The organism is Arcticibacter eurypsychrophilus (genome assembly GCF_001730525.1).
GTDB lineage: Bacteria > Bacteroidota > Bacteroidia > Sphingobacteriales > Sphingobacteriaceae > Arcticibacter > Arcticibacter eurypsychrophilus.
This window is the reverse complement of record NZ_MDFN01000003.1, coordinates 159,444-178,924: the sequence shown is the minus strand read 5'-3', so window position 1 is coordinate 178,924 and position 19,481 is coordinate 159,444. Positions and strand designations below refer to the sequence as shown.

The window sequence follows — 19,481 nt, the reverse complement described above, 5'->3', positions numbered from 1 at the left end:
ATATTCGGTCGTGAACATTTCAAGGCACACTGCTCTTGTTACAGGTGACGTTCTTGAAGTCATGGAACGACAGGCAACGGAATTTCCTGAGTTTTTAAGCTCTATTGCCCATAAGGCTGATTATGCCTACGCAGCTGGAAAATGGACCGTTAAAGAAATGGCCGGGCATATTATTGATACAGAGCGAATTCTTGTTTACCGCTTAACGGTGATCATCCGCGGAGAGCAAAGCGCACTCCCGGGTTTTGATGAGGATGAGTATGTTCTTCGCGCACATTTCCATGACAGGAGTCTACTTAGCTTTGCAGAGGAGTTTAGTTTAATGAGGAAATCGCACCTTTATTTGTTCCGTTCCCTCAATGAAGAGGAACTATCCAAAACAGGAATTGCTTCAGGAAAGGAAATCAGTGCACACCGGCTTCGCTTAATGATTGCAGGGCACCTGATTCACCATATCGCTATCCTTCATGAACGATATTTATGATGTAAAAGAAGATTAGGATCAGTTAAGACAGTAGGATTGGGAGTAAGAACTGTTCGTTAATAAAATACAATATTGTTTGATAGTAAATTACAATTTTCGCTGTTGACATGGGAAACATAGGTTATGCATCTGAATTTATTCTTATTCAATACCTATTAACATTTCTACATTTTCAATTGGGTTTTTATTAATCCAAAGGGGGAAGCTATCAATGAATTCTTTGAGTCTGATTTTCTGCTTTTCGGTTAAAATAACTGGTGAACCAATATCAATAAGTTCGAATCTTGCTTTTTGATTTATCTTAAGCTTAAGCTTTATTTCTTTTCCTTTCAACTGTTTTCTAATGCCTTGATAGTTTGAAGAATAGGCCATATAGATATCGAATTCGTTTGGAATAATGAATTTCGGGATCTCATTGTCGAACCAATTAATTTTTGAAGAATAGTTACTTCGATAGCTTTTTGTTATTGCATTTGATGTTAAACCGATCATGCTTATTCGATTAGCACTCAATAAGTCATTAAAAGTTGGTTCATAAAATCTGTTTGTGTCAATATCAGAGGGTAATCTTTCTGCTAATTTAGAAGCTAATTTTAGGTTTGCTGAATTTCTATCTGCATATAGTTTTACAATTTCCTTATCTATGAAATGGATACCATCTTTGGTTCTTATGGTCATTGAAATTGTCGGAAAGTCAGCTGGATACTGATATACGAATACATCCACATAAAACAGGTCTTTATCAGAATCAATTTCATCTATTACTTGAAATCCTTTTTGATCTAACGCCATTTTTATGATGCGCTCTATATCTTCTGAACTTGTATTTGCTGTCACGAAGCTTTCACCTCTTAAAATATTGGCTTTGACAATTGCTTTCTTTGCGGCATGGGCAGTTGAAAGGGTAAAAATCAAGAGTAGGATCAGGGGTATTATTCTCATTAAGATTTGATTATATTGTTTTTTGTTGTCAAGTTAGTAGGTCGTCGTTTTCTGGTGGAGGTGCGTTAGCGTTTTAATCAGGCAGAACTGTTAGGGCCTTTAATAGATCAAGACTTTTAAATTTATCTTTTATTTTATTGTCAAAATTAACTTTATCATCAGTGAATGAGACAATTTCAGTATCAAAATGCCATGTCCCTAAATAATTCAAAGAATTGGCAGTTATAGTAAATTCATACTTGTCTAGGTCACTTTCATTAAGTTCTTCGAACCTTAATTTGTCTGCTAAAATTTCCTTTGAGCCATTCCCTTTATAAATGGGTTCGGTGAAAAATTTAGCGCCGTACCACTTACTTTGTATCCACCAATAATGTAGAATTGTGTAATTGCCGGGGGATATGATATACGAGAAAGTGTTTTCCTTTGCTGTTTTGAATGTGGGCTTTACATTGAAAGTGAATATTTCCATGGTGTCATCATTAATTAATCGAATTTCTTGAGGAAAGTCACCGCTAGATAAACCTAACCGCTGAACGAAATTCCCATAAAACATAGCTTTCCCTGCTGGGATGATGATGTTGTTTTGATATTCGTTAAGTGCCTTATAGTTTTGGCCGTAAGAAAGTCTTGTTATAAAGATTAAAGCGATGATAGTTAGATGTTTCATTTAAAGTGGATAGGGTTTTAGGAATGATTTGTATGATTTGAAGTTATAGTATTTGTATGCCAAAGCTACTAAATGCAAATCAGAGGTTTTTACTTGAAATATTAAGTTTGTATGTGTTTAATCCTATCGCTTTGAAATAAATCCACATGTGCTGTTGTCTGACTTTTATCAATTATTCTGCTGATTGGACCGATGAAGAGACCATCACGGTGTCCTTCATCAATTCTTGGATTTGTGATTAAAATCATGTTTCAAGGAATAGACAGCGATTAATCAAGCTAAGCGACAAATTAATTTTAATTTGGTAAAAAAAACGCTTGAAATATCTCCACCTGCTTTCTCTGGTTGTTCTTTTTTTTCTTTCTTGTACAGAACACGTGATGAGGGAAAAGAAAAATGATAACTTTTATTATGACCAGGCGTTCACGTACCGTGAAAAAGGCATGATTGACAGTTCCTTCTTTTATTTTATTAAGGCTAAAGATTTATTTTTGCAGCAAAAAGATAGTCTGGGTGCAGGGAAATGTCTGGTTAATATGGCAATTATTTCCAATGATAAGGGCGATTATTTCGGCTCACAGGAGATTTCATTAAATGCTATTTCTTACTTTGACGTAAAAAACGAAGACCAATATGTATTTATTCGGTCAAATTACAATAATCTTGGTATTGCAACACAGAAATTGGGGGATGCTGAACATGCTTTGGGATTCTATAACTCAGCAATCAGATTCTCCAGGGATTCTTTAGACACACGTGTTTATCGGAATAACATGGCCACAAGCTATCAGTTGCTTGGTGATCATAGGGCTGCTATCAGCGTATACAAGATCATTTTAATGGAAGCCAGCAAGAATAAAAAAGAATATGCAAGAGCACTAACGAATATCTCTTATAACAAATGGCGTCTTAATCCCAGCTATAATCCATTGACTGGTTATTTGATAGCATTACGCATTCGTCAGAACGAAAAAGATCTTTGGGGGCAAAATTCAAGCTTCCTGCATCTCTCTGAATACTATTTTGAGAAAATGCCCGACTCTGCTTTGCTTTACGCCAAGCTGAGTTATCGGGTTGCTAAAGAACTAAACAGTGCTGATGACCAGTTGATAGCACTTCAGAAACTCGTCAGATTAAGCCCTGTGCAAGAAACTAAACAATATTTTGAAAGGTACAAAAGTGTGAATGATAGCATCCAGAATGCACGTGGCAAAGCTAAAAATCAATTCGCGCTCATTCGGTACCAAACAGAAAAACATAAAGCCGATTTTCTGAACGCCCAGGCGGAAAACATTCATAGGAGAAATAACATCCTGATACAGAATTTCATTCTGGCTATTTTGATTGCAATCCTGATAGTGGGCTATATCTGGTATAAAAAGCGGAAGAAGATATTACAGCAGGAACAGGAACTGGAAGTAAAAAATACGAAGCTTAAGTATGTAAAGAAAATTCATGACAGGGTTGCTAATAAGGTTTATCATGTCATGTCTGAAGTAGAAAACAGTCCGCAGGTTGATAGAGACGGCTTGCTGGACAAACTTGAAGTGATTTATAATATATCGAGGGATATTTCTTATGAAAATGAAGAGGTTATCAGTGCCGATAATTATGCAGAACAACTTTCGAAAATGCTCCAATCATATTCTTCTGAAATCACCGAAGTGCTGTTAGTCGGAAATGAAGAGGAATTGTGGATAGAGATTGGTAATGCCTCAAAGACAGAGCTTCTTCTGATTATGCAAGAGCTGATGACCAATATGAGAAAGCATAGTTATGCGGAAACTGTGGTTATAAAATTTCAAAAGAGTGACTCCACGGTAAGCATTCTATATTCAGATAATGGCGTCGGGATGAAAGATGCTGCAAAGAAAAATGGATTAGCGAATACGGAAAACCGTATTAAAAGTATACTTGGGACTATTACATTTGATAATATAAATGAAAAAGGACTTATGATTAATCTTTCGTTTCCTTTTTCCTAAAAGATCATACACCAATGTTCAAAAAAGTACTCATAGCAGAAGATCACGAACACACTAATATTTCTGTGCGTAAAACCCTGGAAGATCTCGGTATAGCTCAGAGAGAGTTCCGATCTTATTGTGATGAAGCACTAAAGCTCGTAAAGATAGCAATCAATCAAGGAGAGCCTTTTGATTTAATGATCACGGATCTATCCTTTGAAGAAGATAAAAACATACAGCGGATAAATGGGGGTAAGGAGCTGATCATGGCAGCAAAGGCTTTACAGCCTGATTTGAAAGTTATTGTTTTCTCCCTCGAAAATAACATCAACGTTGTGGACGAACTTTTTGATTACTTATCTATTGATGCATACGTTCGAAAAGCCCGGTATGATGCAGAAGATCTAAAAAGGGCGGTAGAGGCGGTTTCAAACAATAAAAAATATCGTTCGGCTGATTTAATTCGAAAAAGAAGTACAGAGATTTCTTACGATTTCAAGGCTTTTGATATTGAGATCATTACGCTGTTGTGCAACGGTACTCCCCAAAAAAATATTCCTGCATATTTACAGAAAAAAAATATTAAGCCCTCTGGCTTAAGCAGTGTTGAAAAACGTCTTAACTCGATTAAGACCTCATTGAATATTTTCAATAATGAGCAGTTAGTTGCTTACTGTAAGGACAAAAAAATTATTTAATCATTCTGCGACTGCACGTAAAAGAAAGGTCTTTTTGCGTGGACACATTCGGCTGTTTCTCCCTTTAAAATACTGTACTGCTTTACGGGTTTCCGTAAAAATGCAACTGTCTAACTGTCTATTTTTGATAACAAGAAACAGGGCCTACTGGCGCATTAAACTGAAAAAATATCAATGAATATACTTTTACTATGCGGGTATCTTGTCTTAAATATCATTAGCACGACAGGACTGGGATTAGACTTATCATAAACAGACGACAAATGCCATTATTCTGCGACCTGCAGAATGGACTTTAAAGATCAAATCCCACAAATACAAACAGAGGTGTTTAGGAATGTATTCAATAAATAATACTAGAAGGTTTATAAAAACTCTATAGATTAAACTAATTATCTTTGTACGCATAGGTAAAGCGAAACATAATCAAGTTATTTCTAAGAACGGCGTAGGTTGTTTCAATCTCTAATAACCGAAATTAAATAAACCTTCAACATAATGACCGAAACCAATCGTATCGAATTCAAACAAGAACTTACAGACTCTTTGGAGAAGGAAGTGATTGCTTTTCTGAATTATAAAGAAGGCGGAATTATTTATATTGGAATTAATAATGAGGGCATTCCAGTAGGAGTAGCTGATTTTGATGGTGATCAGCTTAAAATAAAAGATCGTTTAAAACATAACATTGCTCCATCATGTATGGGTTTATTTGATGTGGTAAGCGAGCAAAACGATAATTTGAATACTATTAAAATTATTGTAGCAAGCGGCAGTGAAAAACCATATTTTCTTAAAAAATATGGCATGACAGAAAAAGGTAGCTTCGTACGTGTAGGATCAGCTTCAGAACCAATGCCGCAAAGATTGATTGAGGACTTGTTTGCCAGGCGCACCCGAAATTCTATAGGTAAAATTAAGTCCAATCAACAAAAACTGAATTTCGAACAATTGAAAATTTATTATGAGGCGGTTAGTAAAAAACTCAACGATAAATTTGCAGCTAACTTAGAGTTACTTAATACAGATGAACAATATAACTACGTTGCTTATTTGTTGTCAGACAGTAATAATATTTCAATAAAACTTGCGAAGTATAAGGGAACTAGTCGGGTTAATCTTATAGAAAGCAATGATTATGGTGGCGAATCGTTGATTAAGGCCACAAAACAGGTTCTTGATAAAATTGATTTGGAAAATAAAACTTTGACTCAAATTACTTCAAAAGAAAGAAAAGAGATTAGATTGTGGGATCCTATTGCTTTAAGGGAAGCTATAATCAATGCATTTGTACATAACGATTACACAAGTGAGGTGCCACCAAAGTTTGAGCTTTTTGACGATAGAATTGAAATAACATCTACTGGTAGCTTACCAGAAGGTTTAAGTCAGGAAGAATTCTTTGATGGATTTTCTGTGCCCCGTAATAAAGAGATCATGCGGATATATAAAGATCTGGATCTGGTTGAACAACTCGGTTCTGGTGTTCCTCGTATCTTGGAATCATATGATAAACAATGTTTTAAGTTTTCAGATCATTTTTTAAGGATGTCGTTTCCTATTTTTAGCAATGAAGTAGATGGCCATGTAATTGGTGAATTAGGAGGTGGTGCAATAGGTGGTGCAATGGGTGGTGCAATAGGTGGTGCAATTGACTTAACTGATCGGCAACAAGAGGTATTGGCAATCATTAAATCAAATCGAGGTGTTAGTTATAGAGCTATTGCCGGGTTGTTGAAAATCAATGAATCTGCTGTATTGAAACATATTGAAATTTTGAAAGAAAGGGGATACATCGTTCGGGTTGGAGGTACAAGGGGGTATTGGAAAGTTTAAAATAAATATTGAATTGCAAAGTACAGAGATGTTGATGAGCCGTATTTTAATCGCTGAGAAAATATGAAAAAGAGTTTTTTAATTATGGCTTTAATATTGGTGGTCACTGGTTTTTTTACTGCGAAAGCTCAAGTGGCCTTCTATATTCCCCCGCTCTTTCCAGTGCAATATTCATATGGTGATTATAATTTATTTTACTGTTTAGAGTGGTTACCTTGTCTTTAGCCTTTTTCTTTAGTAAGACAAAATCAGTTAACTCGTCTTCAATCTCCTTAATGATAAAAGGGATTTCTAAAATTGGATCGGTTACAAGGAAGCCATTTTCTCTATTCGATATCATCTCTTTAAGAATATCAGTGGAAGATGCAATAATAATTTTACTGTAGTACATTACCTCTATAGCAAAAAGTTGGCCAGCCGCACCAGAATTGCTTTTAATTAAAACTATGCATGCTTTTGAACGTCTAACTAATTCTGCAAATTCTTCCCTTGCCACATCATTAAGTAGAATGACATTATCTGGCATTTTAATATTCCTCAATTCGTGATTTAATTCTGAAGAACAAATTACGAGATTTGTGGATTCCTTTCTAAAAATTTCAATAAGGCTAGCATAATCCCGATGGCTATAACCACCTGAAAAATAAAAATCAGAGGTGATATTATTCCAGTCAACTTCCTTTGTATATTGATTGTGAAGGGTTTCATTAGGCTTTGGTTCAAAGACCAGCGGAATAAAATGAATGTTTGAAGATTTTAGATTAAAGGCATTAGAATAAAGATTTTTTTCAAATTCAGAATAAACAAGTAAGCTGTCATCTTCACAGAAAAATAAGCGAAACAATTTTTTAAATGCTGGAAAGTATCTATGGTTATGTAAAAAAAAACCCTCCCAAATGATAGAAGTTCTCTTTTTAATTAAGCCTAAACTTCTATATATTAGTAACGGAACGGTTATGTAACCAACAGAAATAATAGTGTTTTTTCTTCTTAATTCTTTCAGATGACTTAATACCTTGAATGAGTCTCCAAGAAGCTTAAATATTAAAATCCATTTCGAGGCAATGGAAAAGTGATCTTGATTAAGTATGATAATTTCAATTTTACGCTCATTGCAGTATTCCATCAAATTTCCTGGCAAAAATCGAGACGTTATCGTTATTAATTTCATAATTATTGCTTTTGTAAAATGAAGATACTATTCTCATTTTACAAAAGCAGTAATTATGTTGAGGTTGTACACTTTTTGTTACCCCCTAAATTAAGGTCAGGGTCATCTTATCTTATTTTACTTTAATGTAGGTATAAGGGTAATTATAATCGTATAATCCAAGCTGATCCGTTAGATCTAGCTTTTGCAGATCCATTAGCTGGGATACTAGAAGGTGTAGAAGGTTTTAAGTTATCAAGTAAGGTTAAGGCGTTTAATGTATTTTCATTATAAATACTTATTTCACGACCAGCATTGCCAATATAGGCGATTGGATTTGGGAAGTGAATCTGCCCTCCGCTACTTATATTTACAAATAAAATATCATCTCCTTCTGAAATATTGTAATCATTTATAGTGATTGCTTTAAAATAACCCGATATACTGTTAGTGTTGTTGACTGCTCCACTATTATTTGTGAAATAGAAATTACCGCTTGCTTGAGGCACCCAGCTATTTCCAATAGCACGATTTCCAACAGTATTTGAATCATTAAAAGAGATCATTCCATCTTGAGATCCCGCACCAGAATTATCCAACAAGTTAAAATTAATTTTATTATACGTACTACCACCCTGCAGATAAAGCACATTTCCAGCAAGAACCTTACAGCGATTTTGATGAATAATACCATAGCTTGCATTTGTCAAACGCATTGCAACTCCATCTGTAACGATAATATTATCATGTATGCTATAGCCAACAATATTATTTATATCTATTTCCCGAATTTTTGTTTTATCAGTAATACTTCCAGCAAGCTCAATGATATTATTTGCTACAATCCAGCTTCTTTTAATTGGTATACCAGCAGAAACTTGAGATGAGTCGGTCCCAGATGCTAGAATACCTGTAAATCCATATGTTGAGGAACTAATTAAATTGCCAATGGTGTTAAGTCTTATTGCCCCGGCATTTTCTATCCCATAATATGTATTAGTAGTTGTATTCATTCGCATATCCCGGATAGAATTGTAATTGATTTGGCCATCAGTAATTGTACCTGAAACTGATATACAGCTTACTGAAACACCCGTTTGAATTGTACCTACATCATAGAGGTAGTTATTGTCAATCTTAAAATTTTGAATACGAACCTTGACGGGAGAATAATTGTGATTCTGAATCTCTATGCCCATTCTTCCAATACTGATAAACTGATTGTAAAGGATGCGAATGTTACTAATCATTGAAGCCGCTCCTTCACTTACCATCTTAATTGCATTAGCTTTTGTATTGGGATTGGTAAAATAGCAATCATGAATATAAATATTGTTTTCGATATCACTAGTGCCGAAATTTGCAAACGTAATCATACCATCAGGATCATCTGTTGTATTAGACCTGATAGATTCAAATCTGAGCCCTGCAATTTCCAAGTTAGAAAAGGTGCCGCTAAATAGAAATATTTTGTTAAGACCTGTTGTAAGTTTAGCTCCGGTACTGGAGACTATTTTAAAATTAGAAATCCCTGTAATATTTAAAAAGTTGGAAAAAGAATAAGATCCAGCTAAAAAAAATACACTGCCTCCATTTGGTCCAAAAGCAGTTATAATATTATTTAAAATCGTATACATATCAGATCCCGTGTAAGTAGTATAAGATGATCCTAATTTTGCAGTAGCGGTAATCGTACTTCCATTGATGTTTACGATATAGACATATGAAGATGAATTGTCCATAATTAGTTTAGGTTTAGCTTATTTGGTTAATAATAGGAGTAATTGACAACATAATAGAAAAAAATAATAAATCTTAAAATATAACTTAAAACCGTAGTGAATGTATTAAGTAGGCTAATATTTGAATTTACTGACAGCAAATAGGATCAGTTAATAAATGGATCATGGTTAATGAACGGCCTAAGGAACAGATCTTTGAATTCACTTCTAGTTGTTTCAAATCTTTTACGCATATATTCTTTGATAAAGGCAGCGCGTACGCTGTCTTTTGCATTGGACTTACGGTTTACTTTAGGGCAATCAAAGATTGGAATCTGGAAGATGATGAACCTGAAGACCCACATTCTATTAAATGGACAATCTGGAACAATGGTAGTTAGGGGAAAATTAAAGGTGTCAGGCGACAAGCAAGCGCTAATCAGAAGGACTGGGTAGTACTTAAGTCATTTGAATTACCTTCTGAATTGTCCTTTGCTGTAATTGGCCACAAGTGATGGGAAAATGACCTAAGGAAAGAGATACCTTATGCATTTGTGGTTAGTTTTGAAATTTTAAATTCTGAGATTGAAATTTATGAAATTATGCAGCAGATAAATGTAGAGGTGCCGATACAGGCAAGAGTGTAAAGATTGATTAAAAAGGGTGTGGTTTAACGTACTCTACCTTTCATAGATCAAGATTTTGTCTTGATCTATGAAAGGTTTTACATATTTGGATAAGCCATCATAACTAACCAGGTCGACTTTCTTTTGTAGGATCTGCTCAAGTTCATCTTGATAAGTGAAAAACTTCAATCCAATAGGTTTAGTATGATCCAGTTCAACAAGAATATCTATATCGCTATTTTCGTTAGCTTCATTTCTGGAGTATGAACCAAAAATATAAGCCTTCTTGACTGGACGAGCAGAGAAGAAGCTTTTTATAAAACTGATATGTTGTTCCGAAAGAATCATTTAAACAAATGTAACGAATGGCGTCTCATATTTCAAGTTCAAATGTTTTCTTCTATGTACGGTAAAGTGTAGACTTATTTATTTGCAAATCAACCATTTGATTTAATGTTCCAGGAAATGCAATTCAGAACACTTCCTTGTTTAACGATTTCAGATTGATTACTTCATCATCTTCAATGATATTAAATGTTGGAACTATCATAAGCTCGTTCATTTCCAGGTAATTGATGTAAATACCGCTCGCATCATCATTTGTACGATTTGCATAAGGGTTGTACGGTGGTTCAATAGTTTTAAGTCCCGCACTATACAAAGCGGGGCGTAATCCTAATTGAAAATCAGTATTTTCACTGGTATATTTATTAATGGGAACGGTATCATCGTTAATAAACCTAACCAAGCCATCGGCGTGGCCTGTGAAGTCGTCTTTGTGGGTAGGGAGGAATAATAGTTACCGCCATCTAACTGCCCATATGTCTTTAGTATCCGGAATCAGCTTAAAAGCAACATGGTTATCCTGCAGTTACTGTTCAAATGCTTTAAAGAAAACTGGATATTTTTCAGGTGAGCAATCTGCCAGGTACAGCAGATTGCTTTCTTTATCTTGGATCATACCAACTTCATGGTGTAACCCAGAATATTCTTTGCTTTTTCAAGTGTTAATGTTTTGCTGTCCAGCTTAATCTTTACAATAACTTCTATACCCTTAACGGTTTGCCTGAAATTAGGAAATATCTGTAGAAGGAGGATATACCGTAGATCAAGGTTGAGATAAAAATCTAATGGATCATTTACCTTTGTCGTTAAGCCTACACGATGAGTCTTTAAGATGCTCCTTCCTGGATAGAATTGGTGATTCTGATTAAAGCCCTTATTGTCTAATAGTTGTATGGTATTGACGCCCGCTTCGTTTAATGTGTTGAGGCTTGAAAACAGTTCAGTAGCCACCTTTTGTGGTCCATCGTATTGTTTTGTAATGAAGCCGCTTTTAGGGTCTGAGCCATCATAGAGTTTCACTACGCTGCGTATTAAGATGCCTCCATAGTTTTTCCCATCTCCAAATGTGATATCAATTCCTGATCCATGCGAATATAGCTTGCTTGATTGCAGTTGAAGATCATTCTTGTAGGTGTGGGGATCAGGCAATTTCTCGGAGTAGGTGTAGAATTCAAAATCGACTATCCGGTAATATTCATTATTGACTTTTAACTGAATGTTTTCGGAAATCTTTTTCGCTATTTCATCAAAGCTTGCAAGAATTGATGAAATAGCGATTCGTAATTGACTGTTAAAAAATCCATGTGATGGTTTTAGGTGCTCGCAAATATAGCAGAGTTATAGAGGAATCGATAAGTCTCCATCATTATTTTGGTAAATACTGATGGGCAGGTAATACATATTGTTTAGGATATTACTACATTTAAGAAACCACCGGAGATTATGATTTGCGTAAAAGTAACAAATAAAACACAATCTGACTTTACTTCAGCTAGGTTAAATTATTGATCAAACTATTTGAATGTAAAGTGTATTATCACCTCAATATGAAGTCATTAAAAGGTTTTCTGACGATATTAATTCTTAGTGTTCTACAATCGGTAGTTCAGGGATCATCTGTGAATGTAAATCCTATTAAACTTGAAAAAATGCTGCAGGACATAACTGATTCTTTGAACACAGATAAGAGCAGGACACAAGTAAGTTTGAACAGGACTTTGGTTGCTATGTTGGATACTATACTTTCTGACGATCAAACTTGCAGGGGAAAGCTTCATTCTATTGAGGAGAAATTTGGTGCGGCTTCTGTAGAGTATAGCGCACTAATAGATACAATTGTTTATAAAGACGAAATAAATTTGAGCAAGGTTCAATCTATTTTGGACAGATATGGCTGGCTTGGTAAAGAAGAAATTGGAGAACGTGGCCCTTTAACTCTTTTTTTAGTAATTCAACATGCACCACTACCTGTGCAGCTTAAATATTTGCCCGTAATGAAAGCGGCGGTCAAGGTTGGAAATGCTTCCACTCAAAACTATGCTTATTTAGAAGACAGAGTGGCATTAGCACAAGGGAAAAGACAAGTTTATGGAAGTCAGATTGCGCGTTCGAAGGAAACAGGTATGTACTATGTGCTCCCTCTGGAAGATCCGATAAATGTAGATAAGAGACGTGCGGAAGTGGGGTTGCCGCTACTTAAAGACTATCTTAACCAATTTGGTGTAGATTGGAATGTAGATTTATTCGTAGAGCACCGGCCGGAAAAGACGCAGATTGTCGCCCCTTCAATCCTAATGTACAAGAAACGGGAGAGAACAATTCCATTCAACAATAGAACTTCTACGAACTAAGTTAGGTAGATGATAAATAGAGACAAAGATTTTCTCATGAGCCGAATAAAATAACTATTCGGCTCATAATATTCTTATATTTGAGCCGAATAAACTAATCATTCGGCTCATGAAGTATAGCTGGCAAGTTAAGGAATGGCCTGATTTCACTTACAACTTAGTTGAAGTTGAAGAGGAGCTATATCAATTTTCTGAAAAAACTGGTTTGGTAAGCGGCATTCTGAAAGCATTACCGACCGATACGCAGATGGAGGCAATTATTAATGTAATGGTTGCAGAGGCAATAAAAACATCTGAGATTGAAGGAGAATACTTCAGCCGAAAAGATGTGATGTCTTCGATTAAGAATGGCCTTGGTTTGGTTGTAGAACATCAGTTCTTAGATATGAAAGCTAAAGGGATAGGCGACCTCTTGATTGATTTACGTAATACCTATAAACAGCAATTGACTGATGAGCAGTTGTTTTCATGGCATCGGATGCTGTTGGGTACTGAGATTAAAGTGCGGGTTGGGGTATGGCGAGATCATCCAGAGCCGATGCAGGTTGTTTCGGGTGCTTTGGGAAAGGAAAAAGTGCATTACGAAGCGCCACCATCGGAAAGAGTGCCAGGGGAGATGGAGCGATTTATCAACTGGTTCAATGAAAGCGGTCCGGGAGGTAAGTATGAAATTAAGAAGGCTCCTATACGGTCAGCTATTGCTCATTTGTACTTTGAGTCAATTCACCCTTTCGAAGATGGGAATGGCAGAATTGGCCGTGCGATTGCAGAAAAAGCTTTATCACAAGGAATAGGTCGCCCTGTACTTCTTAGTTTGTCTAAAACAATTGAATCAAAAAAAAGCAAGTACTATGCTGCTTTAGAAGTTGCTCAACGATCAATTGAAATCACACCATGGATTAACTATTTTGTAGATGTTATTTTAAATGCACAACAGGACACGGAAGATCAGATAGATTTTGTTTTGAGAAAGACGATATTTTTCGACAGATTCAAAGATAAGCTATCGGAACGGCAGCTAAAAGTCGTGAAGAGAATGCTCGAGGAAGGTCCTGCAGGTTTTGTCGGAGGAATCAATGCCAGTAAATATGGAACCTTAACCAAGGTATCCAAAGCTACGGCGACAAGGGATCTTCAGAACTTGTTATCACTTGATGCTTTGATACCCTTAAGCGAGGCTGGTGGTAGGAGCACAAGGTATCAATTGAATTTAGTGCAACCATTTTAGTTATTTAGCGTCATAACACTAAACATCCTATTTATGAAATATAGCACAGGCAGGCAAATTGTCCCGAGGAAAGGGGTTAAGAAATCGTAATGCTTAGGTTAATAAATTAATAACGCAAGAAACAGGATCGAAACAACCTCTGGATACTCTTTTGACAAGGCTTTGCGTAGTTGAGAGATTTCTATAGCGATATTGTTGCGGACTGTTTTTTCGGCGATATTGAGTGTAGTGGAAAGCGAACCTATATCTGTTCCGTTCCATTAATGAAGAGGAACTAACCATAACGGGAATTGCTTCAGGGAAGGAAATTAGTGCGCGCCGGCTGCGCTTAATGATAGCAGGGCGCCTCATACATCATATCGTTATCCTTCATGAACGATATTTATGATTTAATCGCTGGGTTTATGATACGGAATTTTTCCATTGTAGCTATAACATTGGTGATTACTAGTTTTCTACTGTGCAATCAACTTAACTGATCAGAGATAAGACGTGATAGCAATTATAAATAAAATAGCTATTTTTGTTATGGATTAAAGATAGATATTATGATCGCTATTGAATTATCATTTAGACAATTAAAAGATGCAGTGAAACAGTTGTCACCCTCTGAAAAACTGGATCTTAATGAAGTGATTTGGTCTGAAGATATCACTATTCCAATAGAACATCAGAGTATCGTTAATGAAAGAGTTGCGGAATACAAGAATAATCCGGAGATCTTATTAGATTGGGATATAGCATCTAAAAAGCTTAAGTCCTAGATGCCTCCTTACAAGATAAAAATTTATCCCGAAGCTTTAAATGATATTCAAAAATCAACGGATTGGTATAATGAACAATCTAAAGGATTAGGTATACGTTTTCAAAAAAAGTGATAAAACAAATTAATCTATTAAAAGAAACTGCTGAATTTTATAGTAATGAAGCGTTGGAACCGGTTATCACTACTTTATAATCTTCATCCAGCTTTTGCCTTGCATATCTTTCCCATTCTGGTATAATTTGTATCTCGTCAAAAAATAGGACCTTGTTTCCGCTTACCTTTATCAATTCATCTAGTCTGGCGAAATCGGTAGACTAGAATTCGTACAGCCTGGGATCTTCCAAATTAAGATATAGTGCATCAGGATGTCGCTCTTTAAGTAATTGAAATAGCGGGGTACTTTTTCCACATCTCCTTATTCCAAGAAACAATTAAAGCAAACGATGATAGGTCTGGTAGAGTTGCCAACGCGTCTCTTTTTAGGCCAGAATCTTTTTGAGAAAGGTTAGCTTTCTGTGCTTCGATAACTTGGTTAAGAGCAGATTGAAGTATCATGGTTACTTATTTCATGTAATTATAGGAAAGTGTTTGTTAGTAAAATACACTATTGTTTGATAGTAAAATACAATTTTAGCTGTTGACATGGGAAACAGAGGTTTTGATTGTTTAGAAGTGAATTTGATGAGGTTTCCATCTATAAATTCTCCTTTTTACCTTATGGAATCATCTTCATATAGATGTTTCAGATTAGTAAATTAAAGCAAAATACGACTTATTTGAGAAGAGTTTGGAAGATTCGTCTCGATATTCACTTCTTTTTAATAGCCTGTTTACATTTGTTCAACAGAAAGATTTATCGAAATATTCATTGAGCTGAGTATTAGTATTGAATTGGAAGCAGCTTAGAAATAAGAGTTGGATCAGGAGCGGGTAGAAACGTCTATATCGCAGGTGCCGGGTCCAACAGGAAAAAAGAGTAACCCATTTTTGGTTTGGCACATAACGAAATTATTGTATCGGGATTTTAGAGATGGACAGGAATGTTCGGCCTGATACAAATTTTATCCTTTCAGCGTCTCATTGTTTAGCCTTATGGAGATTTAGATCTGACGATGGGATGGACCAATTAGAAATAATCCGGTAGAGCGGTTGACATGGGAAACAGAGGTTAGGCCGTATATTACAGGTGCAGCCATCGTCATAGACGGTGGGCAAATAAAGGCGCTGTAAGCACATTCATTACCAGAAAGCCAATTAACAACGCCTTGCTTAAAAAACTGGATAAGATTCTGGATACGTACTTTAATGATAAAACGGCGTTGAGAGCAAGCTTTAATTAAAGCTTGCTGCTTTTAAACGAGAATTTTAATCGATTTGGATACTGTCAATTGCTTTCTCCATAGCATACTCTTTAACTCCTGGTACTTTTAGTCCTTCGGCACGGAATACCGTTACGTCAGTCATACCCAAAAAGCCGAGGAAAGCCGTTAGGTAAGGAGCAACAAAGTCGTTTGCTTTCCCTGGTCCTTCTGAATAAACACCACCTGAAGACATGGCAATATAGATTTTTTTACCGGTTACCATTCCGATAGGACGACCATCTTCACCGTAACCAAATGTTACTTTTGGCCTGGTAACATGGTCAATCCAGGCCTTAAGCGAGGTATGAACAGTAAAGTTGATTAGCGGTGCACCTATGACGATAATATCAGCGGCCAGCAGTTGCTTCACCAGTTCATCAGAGAGACGATTCGCTTTTTTATCTTCCTCAGTTAGCTGCTCCACTGGAGTAAAGAATGTACGAAGGCTATTCGGGTTAAGGTGGGGGATGTCCATATCAACGAGGTTTAACTCCTCAACCGAGCTGTCTGGATACTTGTCTTGAATTTTTTCAACGATAGTGTGACCCAACTTAATGCTGTAAGATGCTGCACCTTGCAGGCTTGACTTTAAATGAAGGATGTGTTTCATAAAATTTTGTTAATAATTATCTTAAGCAAAAGTAGGGTTACCAGGTGGTGAAATGATAGTACTTACCGAAAGGTAAGCGGTAACATTGAGGTAAGTGATTATCTTTGAGGTATGAAAATGATTAGAAATGAGGTGCTTCCTAGCAATCATGAGTGTGCAGGCTCGCTCAAGAACGTCATTGACGCACTTTATGTTTTAAATGGAAAATGGAAGCGGGCTTTGATTCTCTCTTTGGTGCAATCATCAAAGCGTTTCAATGAGATTCAGAAGGAAGTCACTGGGATCTCCGCCAAGGTCTTAGCGAAAGAACTAAAAGATCTGGAATTGAACGACTTTATCACGCGTAACGTATATCCAACTACCCCCGTTAGCATTATCTATGAAGCTACGGGGTATAGCCAAACATTAAAAAGCGTGATAGGTGAACTCAGTGCCTGGGGTGAACAGCACAGGGAGAAAGTTAAACAAAGTATGAGGAAACAATCATGATCTTCTAAACATAAAGAGAAAAAAACGTATTAAAAAAGTGTAGCTAATTTTTAAGTTAGCTATTTTCAATCAGTGCAAAAGGGAGATGATTAAAAACTTTATTCCAATAGGTTTAGTATGATCCAGTTAACAGAGATAGCTATATCACCATTTTTATCCGCTTCATTTTCTATTAAACGATGAAAGCATATTTTATTAGCGGCTTAGGCTGCGACAGACGGGCATTTCAGCGCATAGTACTGCCAAGTGAATACGAAATTGTTCATCTCGACTGGTTAATGCCTGAGGATAACGAAAGCATAGAGCATTATTCAGCAAGATTGGCAGAACCAATAGGTATAACAGAACCTTTCGTACTTGTTGGGCTTTCTTTTGGAGGAATGATTGCAGTAGAAATTAGCAAGTTTAAGAAGCCCCATAAACTATTTTTGATTTCTTCAATAGCAACTCGTAGTAGCTTGCCTGCATTGTATAAAGTTTGTGGTTTGCTACATTTAGATAAGATTGTACCGGCAAAATGGCTCAGGTATCCGAATATTGCTTTGTATTGGGTATTTGGCCCACTCACTCAGGAGACAAAGTTATTATTTAAAGGAATCCTTTTTGAAACAGATCCTATATTTTTAAAATGGGCGCTTGGCGTTATTGCACGCTGGAAGAGCACTCAACTTCCGGAGCAGCTTATACAGATCCATGGCAGGCGCGATCGGATATTTAATCCTTTTTGAAACAGATCCTATATTTTTAAAATGGGCGCTTGGCGTTATTGCACGCTGGAAGAGCACTCAACTTCCGGAGCAGCTTATACAGATCCATGGCAGGCGCGATCGGATATTTCCATGTGCTGCTGGTTCGTCTTTAAGAGTTGTGAAAGCTGGCGGACATTTCTGTGTTTACTCCAATAGTGAGCAAGTAAACAAGATATTGAAGGATGAATTGTGATTACTTTAAATTGAAACTGCTTTTCATGGTAAAGAACTACGCTTTTAGAATTAAGCTTAGGGAAAATTAATTGCATAGTTATTGTCATGAATATTTGTAGATTCGAATATGGAAAGGTTAACGATCAATGAGAAGAAAACTAATATAAAGTCCCCACTGGCCTTTATCAACTCATCAAGAATGGCGAAGTCAGTTGGCTCAAATTCGTAAAGCCTGGGATCTTCCAAATTAAGATAAAGTGCATGGGGATAAGTATCATAATTACTCATAGGATACAAATGAACCTAGCTGTTCGATAGTAAAATACAATTTATGCTATAAATAGGGTTACAAAAGCGAGGAACGCCATGAATTGGTTTCATGTGTAAGTGTGAAGGCTGGCAATTTCTCGGAATAGGTGTAGAATTCAAAATTGACTATCCGGTAATACCGGCAATGATATTAATCACAATCTGCAGTGACTAGTATCATCTAATTGAGGGCTACGAGTCATGGCATTTATATTTATATCCCCGAAATTTGAAACTATGACATTAATAGTTCGGCTTAAACAATTTCTAGACGAAACAGGGAATGTAGCCCGTTTTACTGGTCGTTTCTTTTCGGCAGGAATAAAACCTCGATATGAGAGTAAGGAACTACTGAATCAATGTTATAACATTGGCTATCTTTCTTTTCCATTGGTTGGACTTACTTCATTTATCATGGGACTGGTACTTACTATGCAGTTGAGGCCTTCGCTTGTGGATTATGGTGTGGAATCGCAGCTACCAGTGATGGTTGGGCTGGCAATTGTTCGGGAAATCGGGCCTGTGATCACTGCATTGATATTTGCCGGAAAAATTGGTAGCAGCATCGGTGCTGAGCTGGGATCAATGAAGGTGACTGAGCAGATTGATGCGATGACGGTAAGCGGCATTAAGCCCTTTAAATATCTTGTTGCTACCCGGGTTATGGCAACTACTTTAATGTTGCCCCTGCTTACTATTCTTGGGGATGGGATTTCCTTGTTTGGCGCGTATCTGGGAGTAAACATACGCTCGGTAACCAGTATTGATCTATTCTTTCTTCAGGTTTTTAAAAGTCTGGATTTTAGTGATGTACTACCGGCAATCATCAAAACATTATTTTTTGGTTTCGCTGTTGGCATCGTAGGATGCTATAAAGGATTTAACTCGAGCAAAGGTACGCAGGGAGTCGGAATCTCAGCCAATTCAGCTGTAGTTCTATCTTCTGTATTGATTTTTATTATAGACTTACTGGCAGTGCAGATTACTGAATTACTGGGACTTAACTAA

Annotated in this window: 20 protein-coding genes and 2 pseudogenes; 11 read left to right on the top strand and 11 right to left on the bottom strand. The window is 36.3% G+C overall.

Annotated features, from left to right (window positions below; translation table 11 throughout):
- On the top strand, positions 1 to 484 hold a 484-nt coding region (locus tag BFL47_RS03185; RefSeq protein ID WP_317042925.1), incomplete at its 5' end, for a DinB family protein.
- A gap of 141 nt (positions 485 to 625) precedes the next feature.
- Here the strand turns inward: BFL47_RS03185 and BFL47_RS03180 are convergent.
- On the bottom strand, positions 626 to 1,426 hold the full coding sequence (locus BFL47_RS03180) for a hypothetical protein (RefSeq protein ID WP_069658341.1): 801 nt from the start codon (positions 1,424 to 1,426) through the stop codon (positions 626 to 628).
- A gap of 73 nt (positions 1,427 to 1,499) precedes the next feature.
- A complete protein-coding gene (locus tag BFL47_RS03175; RefSeq protein WP_069658340.1) occupies positions 1,500 to 2,093 on the bottom strand; it encodes a hypothetical protein in 594 nt (197 codons plus the stop codon).
- A 380-nt stretch (positions 2,094 to 2,473) separates the two neighbouring features.
- Between BFL47_RS03175 and BFL47_RS03170 the strand changes: the two genes are divergently transcribed.
- The 3 genes from BFL47_RS03170 to BFL47_RS03160 all read left to right on the top strand — a co-directional run bounded on the left by BFL47_RS03170 (position 2,474) and on the right by BFL47_RS03160 (position 6,594).
- Entirely contained in the window at positions 2,474 to 4,078 is a 1,605-nt protein-coding gene (locus BFL47_RS03170) for a tetratricopeptide repeat-containing sensor histidine kinase (RefSeq protein ID WP_069658339.1), read from the top strand.
- Between the two features lie 14 nt (positions 4,079 to 4,092).
- A complete protein-coding gene (locus tag BFL47_RS03165) occupies positions 4,093 to 4,758 on the top strand; it encodes a response regulator (protein WP_069658338.1) in 666 nt (221 codons plus the stop codon).
- A 498-nt stretch (positions 4,759 to 5,256) separates the two neighbouring features.
- Entirely contained in the window at positions 5,257 to 6,594 is a 1,338-nt protein-coding gene (locus BFL47_RS03160) for an RNA-binding domain-containing protein (RefSeq protein WP_069658337.1), read from the top strand.
- Positions 6,595 to 6,709: 115 nt separating this feature from the next.
- Here BFL47_RS03160 and BFL47_RS03155 read toward each other — a convergent pair whose 3' ends face one another.
- The 6 genes and pseudogenes from BFL47_RS03155 to BFL47_RS03130 all read right to left on the bottom strand — a co-directional run bounded on the left by BFL47_RS03155 (position 6,710) and on the right by BFL47_RS03130 (position 11,585).
- Positions 6,710 to 7,765 carry a glycosyltransferase gene (locus BFL47_RS03155; protein ID WP_083256965.1) on the bottom strand — a complete coding sequence of 352 codons (1,056 nt, stop codon included), beginning with the start codon at positions 7,763 to 7,765 and terminating at the stop codon, positions 6,710 to 6,712.
- A 143-nt stretch (positions 7,766 to 7,908) separates the two neighbouring features.
- Positions 7,909 to 9,381 (bottom strand): hypothetical protein, encoded by a 1,473-nt coding sequence (locus BFL47_RS03150; protein ID WP_139125746.1) that lies wholly within the window; start codon positions 9,379 to 9,381, stop codon positions 7,909 to 7,911.
- Positions 9,382 to 9,665: 284 nt separating this feature from the next.
- Positions 9,666 to 9,779, bottom strand: a pseudogene (locus BFL47_RS20570) (IS982 family transposase); the annotation flags it as partial.
- A 366-nt stretch (positions 9,780 to 10,145) separates the two neighbouring features.
- The gene (locus tag BFL47_RS03140) at positions 10,146 to 10,439 is read right to left on the bottom strand and encodes a nucleotidyltransferase family protein (RefSeq protein ID WP_069658333.1); all 294 of its coding nucleotides are present in this window, start codon (positions 10,437 to 10,439) and stop codon (positions 10,146 to 10,148) included.
- A 124-nt stretch (positions 10,440 to 10,563) separates the two neighbouring features.
- Positions 10,564 to 10,839, bottom strand: a complete 276-nt coding sequence (locus BFL47_RS03135) for a hypothetical protein (RefSeq protein ID WP_069658332.1) — start codon at positions 10,837 to 10,839, stop codon at positions 10,564 to 10,566.
- 209 nt (positions 10,840 to 11,048) lie between these two features.
- On the bottom strand, positions 11,049 to 11,585 hold the full coding sequence (locus BFL47_RS03130) for a hypothetical protein (protein ID WP_069658331.1): 537 nt from the start codon (positions 11,583 to 11,585) through the stop codon (positions 11,049 to 11,051).
- Between the two features lie 398 nt (positions 11,586 to 11,983).
- Here BFL47_RS03130 and BFL47_RS03125 point away from each other — a divergent pair, with 398 nt between their 5' ends.
- The 3 genes from BFL47_RS03125 to BFL47_RS03115 all read left to right on the top strand — a co-directional run bounded on the left by BFL47_RS03125 (position 11,984) and on the right by BFL47_RS03115 (position 14,779).
- On the top strand, positions 11,984 to 12,787 hold the full coding sequence (locus BFL47_RS03125; RefSeq protein ID WP_069658330.1) for a DUF6624 domain-containing protein: 804 nt from the start codon (positions 11,984 to 11,986) through the stop codon (positions 12,785 to 12,787).
- A 109-nt stretch (positions 12,788 to 12,896) separates the two neighbouring features.
- The gene (locus BFL47_RS03120; RefSeq protein WP_069658329.1) at positions 12,897 to 14,015 is read left to right on the top strand and encodes a Fic family protein; all 1,119 of its coding nucleotides are present in this window, start codon (positions 12,897 to 12,899) and stop codon (positions 14,013 to 14,015) included.
- 548 nt (positions 14,016 to 14,563) lie between these two features.
- Positions 14,564 to 14,779, top strand: a complete 216-nt coding sequence (locus BFL47_RS03115; RefSeq protein ID WP_069658328.1) for an addiction module protein — start codon at positions 14,564 to 14,566, stop codon at positions 14,777 to 14,779.
- A gap of 151 nt (positions 14,780 to 14,930) precedes the next feature.
- On the opposite strand, the pseudogene BFL47_RS20440 reads toward BFL47_RS03115, so the two are convergent.
- Together BFL47_RS20440 and BFL47_RS03105 are read right to left on the bottom strand one after the other, a co-directional pair.
- Positions 14,931 to 15,212: pseudogene (locus tag BFL47_RS20440) on the bottom strand (AAA family ATPase).
- A 934-nt stretch (positions 15,213 to 16,146) separates the two neighbouring features.
- The gene (locus tag BFL47_RS03105; protein WP_069658326.1) at positions 16,147 to 16,752 is read right to left on the bottom strand and encodes an FMN-dependent NADH-azoreductase; all 606 of its coding nucleotides are present in this window, start codon (positions 16,750 to 16,752) and stop codon (positions 16,147 to 16,149) included.
- 111 nt (positions 16,753 to 16,863) lie between these two features.
- Between BFL47_RS03105 and BFL47_RS03100 the strand changes: the two genes are divergently transcribed.
- The 3 genes from BFL47_RS03100 to BFL47_RS03090 all read left to right on the top strand — a co-directional run bounded on the left by BFL47_RS03100 (position 16,864) and on the right by BFL47_RS03090 (position 18,183).
- On the top strand, positions 16,864 to 17,241 hold the full coding sequence (locus tag BFL47_RS03100) for a winged helix-turn-helix transcriptional regulator (RefSeq protein WP_245681288.1): 378 nt from the start codon (positions 16,864 to 16,866) through the stop codon (positions 17,239 to 17,241).
- 179 nt (positions 17,242 to 17,420) lie between these two features.
- A complete protein-coding gene (locus BFL47_RS03095) occupies positions 17,421 to 17,969 on the top strand; it encodes an alpha/beta hydrolase (protein ID WP_069658325.1) in 549 nt (182 codons plus the stop codon).
- The gene (locus BFL47_RS03090; protein WP_069658324.1) at positions 17,935 to 18,183 is read left to right on the top strand and encodes an alpha/beta fold hydrolase; all 249 of its coding nucleotides are present in this window, start codon (positions 17,935 to 17,937) and stop codon (positions 18,181 to 18,183) included. The genes BFL47_RS03095 and BFL47_RS03090 overlap by 35 nt, the downstream gene beginning before the upstream one ends.
- Before the next feature lie 56 nt (positions 18,184 to 18,239).
- Here the strand turns inward: BFL47_RS03090 and BFL47_RS03085 are convergent, their stop codons facing one another.
- Positions 18,240 to 18,452: a hypothetical protein gene (locus BFL47_RS03085; RefSeq protein WP_069658323.1), complete on the bottom strand. Its 213-nt coding sequence runs from the start codon at positions 18,450 to 18,452 to the stop codon at positions 18,240 to 18,242.
- 258 nt (positions 18,453 to 18,710) lie between these two features.
- Between BFL47_RS03085 and BFL47_RS03080 the strand changes: the two genes are divergently transcribed.
- The gene (locus BFL47_RS03080) at positions 18,711 to 19,481 is read left to right on the top strand and encodes an MlaE family ABC transporter permease (RefSeq protein WP_069658322.1); all 771 of its coding nucleotides are present in this window, start codon (positions 18,711 to 18,713) and stop codon (positions 19,479 to 19,481) included.

What these genes read in the sequence shown, in the direction of transcription:
- BFL47_RS03180 (WP_069658341.1), bottom strand. Translation starts at nt 1,426, where the DNA reads ATGAGAATAATACCCCTGATCCTACTCTTGATTTTTACCCTTTCAACT.
- BFL47_RS03175 (WP_069658340.1), bottom strand. Translation starts at nt 2,093, where the DNA reads ATGAAACATCTAACTATCATCGCTTTAATCTTTATAACAAGACTTTCT.
- BFL47_RS03170 (WP_069658339.1), top strand. Translation starts at nt 2,474, where the DNA reads ATGAGGGAAAAGAAAAATGATAACTTTTATTATGACCAGGCGTTCACG.
- BFL47_RS03165 (WP_069658338.1), top strand. Translation starts at nt 4,093, where the DNA reads ATGTTCAAAAAAGTACTCATAGCAGAAGATCACGAACACACTAATATT.
- BFL47_RS03160 (WP_069658337.1), top strand. Translation starts at nt 5,257, where the DNA reads ATGACCGAAACCAATCGTATCGAATTCAAACAAGAACTTACAGACTCT.
- BFL47_RS03155 (WP_083256965.1), bottom strand. Translation starts at nt 7,765, where the DNA reads ATGAAATTAATAACGATAACGTCTCGATTTTTGCCAGGAAATTTGATG.
- BFL47_RS03150 (WP_139125746.1), bottom strand. Translation starts at nt 9,381, where the DNA reads ATGTATACGATTTTAAATAATATTATAACTGCTTTTGGACCAAATGGA.
- BFL47_RS03140 (WP_069658333.1), bottom strand. Translation starts at nt 10,439, where the DNA reads ATGATTCTTTCGGAACAACATATCAGTTTTATAAAAAGCTTCTTCTCT.
- BFL47_RS03125 (WP_069658330.1), top strand. Translation starts at nt 11,984, where the DNA reads ATGAAGTCATTAAAAGGTTTTCTGACGATATTAATTCTTAGTGTTCTA.
- BFL47_RS03120 (WP_069658329.1), top strand. Translation starts at nt 12,897, where the DNA reads ATGAAGTATAGCTGGCAAGTTAAGGAATGGCCTGATTTCACTTACAAC.
- BFL47_RS03115 (WP_069658328.1), top strand. Translation starts at nt 14,564, where the DNA reads ATGATCGCTATTGAATTATCATTTAGACAATTAAAAGATGCAGTGAAA.
- BFL47_RS03105 (WP_069658326.1), bottom strand. Translation starts at nt 16,752, where the DNA reads ATGAAACACATCCTTCATTTAAAGTCAAGCCTGCAAGGTGCAGCATCT.
- BFL47_RS03100 (WP_245681288.1), top strand. Translation starts at nt 16,864, where the DNA reads ATGAAAATGATTAGAAATGAGGTGCTTCCTAGCAATCATGAGTGTGCA.
- BFL47_RS03095 (WP_069658325.1), top strand. Translation starts at nt 17,421, where the DNA reads ATGAAAGCATATTTTATTAGCGGCTTAGGCTGCGACAGACGGGCATTT.
- BFL47_RS03090 (WP_069658324.1), top strand. Translation starts at nt 17,935, where the DNA reads ATGGCAGGCGCGATCGGATATTTAATCCTTTTTGAAACAGATCCTATA.
- BFL47_RS03085 (WP_069658323.1), bottom strand. Translation starts at nt 18,452, where the DNA reads ATGAGTAATTATGATACTTATCCCCATGCACTTTATCTTAATTTGGAA.
- BFL47_RS03080 (WP_069658322.1), top strand. Translation starts at nt 18,711, where the DNA reads ATGACATTAATAGTTCGGCTTAAACAATTTCTAGACGAAACAGGGAAT.